Below are 9,810 nucleotides of genomic sequence, written 5' to 3' on the forward strand. Positions count from 1 at the left end.
CTCTTTGATAGTAATGCTTGAAGTTGCGATAGTGGGATTGATGAAAATAAATCATGAGGGTCATTATTTCGCTGGTCGACATGCGGCTTGGCTTATTGCGCTGCTTATCTTGGTGTTCAAGTAATGAGGCTTTCCAGTGAGGCAAGAAAACCTGACAAAAGTCATCGACAATACAAAACAAACCGATTAAGCTGGTATCCATAAGCAGCTCCTTGCAGTGGATTTAGATTATGAGAACCTAAATATTAATTGCAAACGAGCTGCTTTTTCAATAGAGCCTTATATCGAACTCACGTTATATATTAAAGCGATTAACCACAATCCTTTAAAGACTTATCCGCTAGAATATCTTCAATGATCTGATTGATAATCTCAATCACGCGATTTAACTCTGCTAAGTCAAAGGGCTTTAAAAGGTAGCTATTGACTTGCAGTTTCATGCAATATTCCATATCACGATTATAGTCTGAGTTTGTTAATACAATCGCAGGTAGCTTTCTAAATTGTAAGTGATCACGCATATCGCGCAGTAATTGTCGCCCCCCCATCCTTGGCATATACAAATTTGTAATGAGTAAATCCACCGGATGATCTGCCAACATAACTTTTAATGCTTCTTCACCGTTAAAGGCATGCTTAATTTTAAGGGTTGCCATGCACTTTTTAGTTAAGGCTTGTATTAATAGTTTTGCATCAGACTCATTATCTTCCGCTAAAATAATAGAGATTTCCAAGATCTTACCCTTCCGTTTTATTTTAACTCCTTTAAGTATGGGGGGACTATGTAGTTAACTGCAACTTCTAATCTCAGTTTATTAGAATGATATAGCAAAGAATATTGCAACCTGAATTCGAAGTTTTGAAGTTAGAGGCAGGTTGTTGTAGATGATTATCTTCATTACCTACTCAGTTCAGTATTTTGGTCGTGGTGTACACTGCCAGTACTGAGATAACCGATCCAGTAAAATTGTTTTTCTAAATTTTTTCTGAATAAGGTGTTGATGGTAGTGAAGGGCTGAGTCAGGAATATTTTATATATGGTTAGGGATATTTTTTCGAGAGTAATTATTATTAGTCTTATTTTAAAGTAAAGTATACATCTGTCTTTTTGCTGTTAGAGTTGATAAATTTTTATGTTAATTGTTGGTAAATTTAGGAAGTAAGTAATTTAAATATTCTTAATTTTTTTTAATTTAAGTGAACTATTGATTCAATAACAAGGATATTATTTTATTGAGATTGCTTGATGAAAAAAAGAGTTCTATGGCTATCACTATTGTTAGCGAGTGGTTTTGTGTATAAGCAAGAAGTGGTAGCAAATGGCTTTAACTATGCAGAAGCTTTGCAAAAGTCTATTTATTTTTATGATGCACAGCGCTCAGGATTATTGCCTGTACGTGGAAAAGCACCTGGATTAAATCGAGTTGAATGGCGCGGGCATTCGGCATTGCAAGATGGTAGTGATCAAAATATTGACTTATCAGGTGGGTTTTATGATGCTGGAGACCATGTTAAATTTGGTTTTCCTATGGCAGCGACCTTTAGTTTACTGGCTTGGGGGGCGCTAGAACACTATGAAGGTTATGAACAAAGTCAGCAATTGCCCTTCTTATTGGATAATTTTAAATGGGCGATTGACTATATTATAAAAGCTCATCCAAGCCCTAATGTGTTTTATGGTCAGGTGGGTGATGGTCAACTTGATCATAGCTTTTTGGGGAGCGGCTGAGGTTATGCAGATGGCCAGACCTGCCTATCGGATTAATACTGAAAATCCAGGGTCTGACCTTGCCGCGGAAACTGCAGCGGCTTTAGCATCAATGTATTTAGTGTTAAAGCGTGCTGGTGGTGATTATGCGGTTTATGCAGAACAAAAAGAGCTGCTTCGTCATGCTAAAGAATTATTCGATTTTGCAAACCAATACCGAGGGAAATATTCAGATAGTATTCGTGATGCTGCGCAGTTTTATCGCTCTTGGAGTGGCTACGAAGATGAGTTGGTGTGGGCTGCGTTATGGCTTTATAAAGCAACAGGAGAGGCTCATTATTTAACTTATGCTGAAAATAACTATAATAACCTTCTTGATGAAGATCATAATGGCATACAAGGTCGCACGGCCTGGACACATGCTTGGGATGATAAAAGTTATGGGAGCTATGTATTATTAGCAACATTAACTGGAAAAGAGCAGTATCAGCATCATGCAGAAAATTGGTTAAATCGTTGGGCCTGCACACAAACCACGGATTGTGTACGTCGTACTTCTGGTGGTTTAGTTTGGTTAGACCAGTGGGGTTCTTTGCGATATTCGGCAAATACAGCGCTAATTGCCTTTATTTATGCGGACTATCTGGCTAAAAATAATATTAAAGAAGATTTGGTTACAAGTTATCAACGTTTTGCTAAGCGTCAGATTAACTATATGCTAGGTGATAACTCTCGCCAAAGCAGTTATGTTGTCGGGTTTGGTAATAACCCACCGAAAAACCCCCACCATCGTACGGCACATGGAACTTGGCTGGGTGGGTCGCCGCTTTCTATCCCTAACCCTTCTCGGCATACTTTATATGGTGCGTTAGTCGGTGGGCCAGGCAGTACAGATGATATGGATTATATTGATAATCGCAATGATTATATCCGTAACGAGGTCGCCCTTGATTATAATGCAGGATTTTCTGGTGCGCTTGCCCGTATGGTCATGGAGTTTGGTGGAAGGCCCTTGGATAATTTCCCAGAAAATGCAGTGCGTGATGACGAATTTGCATTAGAGGCGAAAGTGAATGCCCAAGGAGTAAATTTCATTGAAATTAGTGCATTATTACGTAACAAAACAGCTTGGCCTGCGCGTATAACAGACAATTTAAGTTTTCGCTATTTTATAAATTTAAAAGAAGAAATAAATGCCGGTTTAACCCCAGAGAATATAGCAATAACAACTGCTTTTAATCAAGGCGCTCAGGTCTCTGCATTGCAGGTGTTTGATAAAGAAAAAGCCATTTATTTTATAGAAATTGACTTTTCTGGAGAGGCGATTGCACCGGGAACACAAGAGTCTCACCGTCGTGAAGTACAGTTTCGCCTAAGTATTCCTGCTGAGCTAGGAATAAGTATGAATTATCAAAATGATTGGTCATTTCGTGAGGTTATTGATGGAGAGTTAACTCAAGATGGTCGTCATCTAACCCATTATATTCCAGTTTATGAGGGAAATATTCGAGTCTTTGGGCTCGCTCCTGATTCTGCACCTGTTAACCAAGCTCCTATTATTGATGAAGATAAATCCATTACCATTGATCAACCCAGTGTGCCAACGGCTTTGGCGATTAGTGCACCTATAGACCCTGAAGGTGGTGAAGTAGAGGTTGTGATTACTAAAGTGCCTGTAGGAGCTTCTGTGATTGCTAATAGTACTGGTCAGGTGGTTCATTCTGGTCAGAAAATAGCAGTAAATGAGTTAACTCAATTGACGGTAAGTTACTTAGGAAGTAATTTAACGAATGATGAATTTAGTTATCAGGCGGTGGATAGCGCTGGAAATATCAGCACGCAACGCATTCGGTTATTAGTTGAAAATGAAGCCCCTATTTTTGGACCGAATAAAACCATTGCAATTTACAATCAACAATATGATCAAGAAATTGCCTTGAATTTACCGCAGCCTACAGACAGTAATCACGATGCACTGACAATCACAGTTTCTCGCTTGCCCGAACATGGGCAGCTGACGGCTTTGGGTATGGTAATACGACAAGGGCAAACTCTTTCAATTGCCGAGTTATCTGCTTTAAATATTAGTTACCCTATAGGGACTCCTATCAATTTGGTTGAAACACTTGAATTAATCGCTCAGGATGCTCGTGGTGGCAGTGCGATCTTAACGGTGCAGCTTACAACAAAAGAGCAAGACTTGCAGCAGTGTACGGTGAAAACAGAGCTTAATGAGTGGGAAAATGGCTTTGTTGCAAAGCTGACCGTTTATAATAATTCAAACTTAGTGGTTAATGACTGGCAGCTTGACTTTAAAACTAAAAATTACCAAGTGAGTAATATCTGGAATGCAGATATTGCGACGCAGGGTGGAGTATCATCGGTGAGTGGCAAGCCTTATAATCAAGCGATTCAGGTGAATAATTTTATTAGCTTTGGTTTTCAAGGGGTTGGACATTTTCAAGTGCCGCAAGCATATTTACTTAATGGGCAGCCGTGCCAGCAAATAGGGCTAAGTTATAAAAACCGAGCTCCTTTAATGGGGGAAAATAAAATAATTCAGGCCGCGATTAATGATATTGTTCCTCTTCATTTAACTTTACCAGAAGACCCTGAAGGTGGGGTTTTAGATCTAAATTTAGTCTCTGTTTCTGAAGGCGTTACTGTATTTGCTGCAGGTAAAAAAGTATTTTCAGGTCAAAGTTTAACATTATCAGAGTTTAGCCAGCTCGCTGTACAGTTTCCAGCGAATACTCTAGCAAATAGCTCCGCGAATTTATCTTTAAGTGCAAAAGATAAACAAGGTGCTCGTACTGTACAAACAATTAGATTAATTGCTAAGGCGAGCGATGATTTTTTAGTCAATTGTGAAGTTGATTTTAAAATAAAAGATCAGTGGCAAAATGGTTTTGTGGCTGATATTACCATTAAAAATATCGGATCAGAATTAATCAATGGTTGGCAATTAACTTGGGATTATAACAGCCAGTTAATTAATATTTGGAATGCGCGAGGTGAGATGAAAGCAGGTCGAGTGACTCTTAAAAATGAGCTTTATAATAGCCAAATTCCAGCTCAAGGTACAGTGAGCTTTGGTTTTCAGGGGCAAGGAGCGGCTGAAGTGCCGGAGGGTATTTTATTAAATGAAGAGCCATGTCGGATCCAATCTAGTAACTCCTAGACAAAAATGAGAAGCCAGCGATGTAAAATAATTATTAACACAGAGCTGGCTTCTCTTTGCTTGTTGCTTACTCAACTTCAAAGAGCTGATATAACTTTTGAAGATAGTCTGTGGCTTTTGGTGTATTTTCAGCAGGAGCAAACGTGGATATTTCATTTTTTTGCGGAGGTTGATAAGGGCCTGCTTTACTCTCAAAAAAGACAGTACCCGCTTCTAAAGCAATGACGCTGTGCAATTGACCGTGGGGAATCGTTGTTCCGATGGTTTCATTAGGGCTTAGGACGAAAGTTTTGGTGACCGTACCATCTTGATCGAAGTAAATTAGACCTAAGCGGCCTTGAAGCACCAGCATCGTTTCATCTTTATTGTGGTCGGCATGACAATGAGGGCGGACGTAGCTGTTGGGTTCGATTGCGATTAATAGGCGGTGGCAGGGTGCGTGGTCATCTGTATGAAAATTGAGGTTAATCCGTTTTCGGGGTAAGGAAGCTGCTTTTGCTGATAAAGATTGCAGAAGGTCTTGGTCTATGGTCGTGTTCATGGCATTTTCTCTTCGTTTATGCTGTGTTGATTACGTGTACTTAGATCGCTAGCTTAAACGAAATTTGAGGTGGTTGGGAAACTTTTTTAAATTATTGCTTTGTGCACAAATTTTCACTTTTAATTCGATGCAATACCAACTAAAGCCTTATCTAGTCCCTTAAAAAAGGGCTGCCATATCAATATGATATGGCAACTGCTTTTGAGGCTAGGGTTTAGACTTACTCTTCTTAGTTAAAAATTTTCCCACTTAGCTTGGTCTTGATTGGGCTCTACAGCATCCTTTTGCTGATTATTGCTGCTTTCTTCATTGAGTTGAGTGTGAGCTTTATCTGTCGTTACCTCATGCCTAGAGTTTTGGTGTTGAGAGTTATCTTCTACCTCGGTGTTTGTATCTGTATGGAAGAAGGAAATTGAACTTAATAGTTGGTTTGCTTGCTGGTCCATATCTTCACCAAGCTGCGTCATTTGTTTAACCAAGCTATTATTCGCCTGCGTTTTTTGGTCCATATCAATCACAGCACGATTAACTTCTTTCACGCCTGCAGCTTGTTCTTGACTTGCGTTATTAATTTCGCCGACATTTTTAGAGACGTCTTGAATCACTTGCACAATCTCATCAAGTGATTTTCCGGTTTCAATAACGAGTTTAGCGCCATCTTCAATTTTATTGACACTGGCATTAATTAGCTCTTTGATCTCTTTTGCAGAGGATGCGCTGCGTTGAGCAAGATTGCGAACCTCAGAGGCAACAACGGCGAAACCTCGGCCTTGTTCTCCGGCACGAGCAGCCTCTACAGCAGCATTTAATGCAAGTAGGTTTGTTTGAAAGGCGATATCATCGATGACGTTGATGATGGCTGATATTTCTTTGCTGCTAGATTCGATTGTTTCCATCGCATTGATCGCTGTAGTGACAACCTGTCCCCCATTTTCAGCACATTTTTTAGCTTGTTTAGAGAGTTCATTGGCTTGGTCAGACTGCTTGGAGGTTTGTGTGACCATTGAGGAAATTTCTTCCATACTTGCTGATGTCTCTTCAAGTGCAGTAGCTTGTTCTTGTGTGCGTTGATTCAAGCTGTTATTGCCAGTTGCAACTTCTCCAGCGGCTTTAGAGACATTTTGACTACCTGAGCGAATCTGCTCGATGATGTCTGTCAATCGTTCTGAGGTTTGGTTAACGTAGCTTTGTAAATCATTAAATATACCATCATAACTGCCATGAATACGGCGGGTGAGATCACCCTTGCTGACTGCACCCAAGACAGAGACCGTATCGCCAATTGCATTTGTTAAATGGCCTACCGTGTTATTAATGTATTGCTTTAACTCTGCAAAGCTGCCTTGATAGTCACCTTCCATACGTGTATTAAGGTTGCCTTGTGAGAGCGACTGCATGACGGTTGTTGTCTCGTCGAGTACTCGGCGATTGATATCTGTGATCTTATTAAGACCTTCTGCAAGGTTGAGATAAAACCCATCTTTGCCTTCAGTTTCTACTTTTGAATTTAAATTACCTTCTGATACAGAGTGGATAATATCATTGACTTCTTTTTCGATGCGACGTTCTTCGGAGACATTATTCCATTCGGTCACCGTGCCTATGCGCTCACCATGCTCGTCAAAAATTGGGCTTGCCGTGAGGTCAATATAAATATCGCCTAGTTGTAGCTTTGCTTCATAAGGCGCTGTTAGTTCATCAAGGATTTTTCGCTGATGAGCTGGGTTTTTATGGAAGATATCAATACACTGTCCTATTAAATTATTTGCATCAAACTTGCCCACATATTTTTTGATTTGCTCTTCATTATCACTGAGCATTGTTTGCAAAGAATCATTGATATAAATAATATTGAGGTCTTTATCTGCCATCATAACATTTTGGTTGACACGGTCTAATGCCACTTTGATGCGGCCATTTTCTTCTGACTGTGCTTTCATTTCTTGAGCTTGTTGTTCTTCTTTTTGTTTTTGTAAAATAGATTCAGTAACATCTTCCCATTCAGTGACGGTTCCTGTTCTTTGGTTGTCTTCATCAAAAATCGGGGTTGCTGCAATAGCAAGATGTAAGTCACCAATGACAAGTGTGGTCGAGTAAGGTTCGGTAAGCTCATCGAGCATTTTACGTTGGTGGGCTGGGTTTTTATGGAAAGTATCAATATTTGTGCCGATGATATTTTGAGCGTCAAATGCTTTGACTTGTTTTTGAATTTGCTCTTCGTTATCGCTGAGCATTTGTTTTAAAGAATCATTAAGATAGATAATATTGTAGTCTTTATCGGCAAGCATAACATTTTGATTGACAGAGTCTAATGCTACCTTTATGCGCAAACCTTCCAGATATTTTTCTTTTTCTTCTGCCATTTTATTTTTAAGGTTGCTTTGCATCGTTTTGAAGCTTTTTAGCAAATTTCCTAATTCATCTTGTGTTTTTACTTCGATGTTATCATTCATGTGACCTTCGGCGATGCGACCAGAAAGACTAACAATATGGCTAATTGCATTGCCAATTTTCCTTGTAATTAAGAAAGAAACGATTAGGCCCAGTGATACGGCAACTGCGGTAATTATCCATGTTAGGGTATTTGTTAATGAGATTGCTGACTCTATATGCTCACCCCTTGCATTCAAGCCTTGCCAAACATTATCTTGTAGTTTTGTTGTATCTTTAATCATTTTGGCGGAGAGGCCTGTAAGGCTTTTAGAGGATTCATTAATCGTGCTGATTGACTTTTGAATAGCTTGCCCAAGAGTACTTAGTTCAGCAATGCTTTTTCCTATTGAGCTTACAATCGCTTTTGACTTTTCATCAGTAACCACTTGTTGAAGATTTGCAATACCACTCTTCGTCTTCACGATTCCATGATTAAAACGCTCAAATTCTGACTTTTTATTTGTTGTCAGGTATTGACCGAGATAAACACGAGAAGACTCAAATTTAGAAAGAGTGTAAATCGTCTGGTTGGCCGCTTTAAAATTTTCATTTGTTGAGGCTATTTCGGCGACACTAGAGAGATTTTTTTCAACCTCAGGGCTAATGATATTGACGACTCTATTTGTATGCCCTTGATATTCTTTTGTAGACTTGGCCACTTTGTTTTTAAATATTGATATATATTCTTTGTTTAAATTTTTTAATGTCTTCTACTAGTAGTTTTTCTTCATTATTAAGTTTATAGTTTTCTACGTCTGATATTCTTGAGTAGATGTTTTTATTTTGTTTCTCAATTTTATTAACTTTTTCTTGTTGACCAAAGCGCAAATATTCAGAAAGAGTTTGTTTTCTGGCCAAAATAGCTTGGGATAATTGACCAACTTGTTCTGCCCTTGGCGTGTATTCCTGAGTGACTTGTACAGTATCAAGGTGTATTTCATTGAGTTCAAAAGTAACAAATGAGCTTACGGCGAGAAGAAAAATAGAAAATATAAGAGATATTGAAGCAAATTTCCATTTTAAGCTTACTTTATTAAATGGGTTGGCTTTAAGTTTCATTATACACTCCAAGAAGTGCTCAGATAGCACTTTTGCTGCGCAGTATGGACTGCTCGCTTCATTTGTTTAAGTGTAATTATAGGAGGATGAGGGAAAAATCAGCGTGCCTAATTTCGTGTTTTTCTTGTTTTTTATTTGTGAAAACTACATGTATTTATAATATCAATATTTTCGTTGAGCTATGGGGTTGTTTTTTATGATCAATGTTTATGATTTACAAATAAACAGCCTTATTGCCAGGTTGCCAAGGGTTAAATTTTTTCATGATTGTTGTGAAATAATGAGTTTGCTCAAAGTGTTTGTACCAGCTTATTAGGTGCTGGTAATTAATGTCAATCAACCATTGGCTATCATGGCGCATCAGTTGACGGATGAAAGGGAAGAGGGCATAGTCAACGAGCTTGCTTGTTGGCCCTGTAAGATAAGGGTGGGTTGCTAGAGCGTGTTCGTATTGGGTGAGAAACTTGAGAAGGGCTGTTTTCGCTTGTGCTTCACTGGTTTCGGGGTGGTGATTAATGAATTTATAGCGACGAATGTAACTATTTAGTTGGGGGACCTGTGCCAGAAAATGCTCTGCTCGCTGATTTTGCTCTGGAGAGTAATTTAATAGGCTTTCTGGGTCTCTTTGTTGCAGTGCCCAGGTCATAATGTCTAGGCTCTCATCAATAACAAGGCCATTTTCAAGCTGTAAAACAGGAACGGTGCCTTTGGGAGAAAGCTCTAATAGGGTTTGAGGCTTATTTTTCAAACTTACTTCCCTGAGTTCTACAGTGACCCCTGCAATGTGTAAGGCTAAGCGGGCGCGTATCGCAAAGGGGCAGCGTCTAAAGCTATAAAGAATGGGGGGTATTTATGGACATCTTTGCTTTCTTTGTCTATTAAAATATG

General features: G+C 39.1%; 7 protein-coding genes and 1 pseudogene. 2 read left to right on the forward strand and 6 right to left on the reverse strand.

Annotated elements, in window-relative coordinates:
- A pseudogene (locus BGC07_RS00430) lies at window positions 1–202 on the reverse strand (IS982 family transposase); the annotation flags it as partial.
- 109 nt (window positions 203–311) lie between these two features.
- Entirely contained in the window at window positions 312–734 is a 423-nt protein-coding gene (locus tag BGC07_RS00435) for a response regulator (RefSeq protein ID WP_069311531.1), read from the reverse strand.
- 512 nt (window positions 735–1,246) lie between these two features.
- Between BGC07_RS00435 and BGC07_RS00440 the strand changes: the two genes are divergently transcribed.
- Together BGC07_RS00440 and BGC07_RS00445 are read left to right on the forward strand one after the other, a co-directional pair.
- A complete protein-coding gene (locus BGC07_RS00440; protein WP_069311532.1) occupies window positions 1,247–1,729 on the forward strand; it encodes a glycoside hydrolase family 9 protein in 483 nt (160 codons plus the stop codon).
- Window positions 1,692–4,889 carry a glycoside hydrolase family 9 protein gene (locus BGC07_RS00445; RefSeq protein WP_069311533.1) on the forward strand — a complete coding sequence of 1,066 codons (3,198 nt, stop codon included), beginning with the start codon at window positions 1,692–1,694 and terminating at the stop codon, window positions 4,887–4,889. The genes BGC07_RS00440 and BGC07_RS00445 overlap by 38 nt, the downstream gene beginning before the upstream one ends.
- 67 nt (window positions 4,890–4,956) lie before the next feature.
- Here BGC07_RS00445 and BGC07_RS00450 read toward each other — a convergent pair whose 3' ends face one another.
- The 4 genes from BGC07_RS00450 to BGC07_RS21335 form a co-directional block, all read right to left on the reverse strand.
- Window positions 4,957–5,430, reverse strand: a complete 474-nt coding sequence (locus BGC07_RS00450) for a WbuC family cupin fold metalloprotein (RefSeq protein ID WP_069311534.1) — start codon at window positions 5,428–5,430, stop codon at window positions 4,957–4,959.
- Window positions 5,431–5,663: 233 nt separating this feature from the next.
- Complete coding sequence (locus BGC07_RS00455; protein WP_069311535.1) at window positions 5,664–8,522, reverse strand: methyl-accepting chemotaxis protein; 2,859 nt, start codon at window positions 8,520–8,522, stop codon at window positions 5,664–5,666.
- Between the two features lie 7 nt (window positions 8,523–8,529).
- A complete protein-coding gene (locus BGC07_RS00460; protein ID WP_069311536.1) occupies window positions 8,530–8,922 on the reverse strand; it encodes a hypothetical protein in 393 nt (130 codons plus the stop codon).
- A gap of 214 nt (window positions 8,923–9,136) precedes the next feature.
- Window positions 9,137–9,772 carry a glutathione S-transferase N-terminal domain-containing protein gene (locus BGC07_RS21335; RefSeq protein ID WP_069311537.1) on the reverse strand — a complete coding sequence of 212 codons (636 nt, stop codon included), beginning with the start codon at window positions 9,770–9,772 and terminating at the stop codon, window positions 9,137–9,139.
- Window positions 9,773–9,810: the final 38 nt, after the last annotated feature.

It is taken from the genome of Piscirickettsia litoralis (assembly GCF_001720395.1).
Classification (GTDB): domain Bacteria; phylum Pseudomonadota; class Gammaproteobacteria; order Piscirickettsiales; family Piscirickettsiaceae; genus Piscirickettsia; species Piscirickettsia litoralis.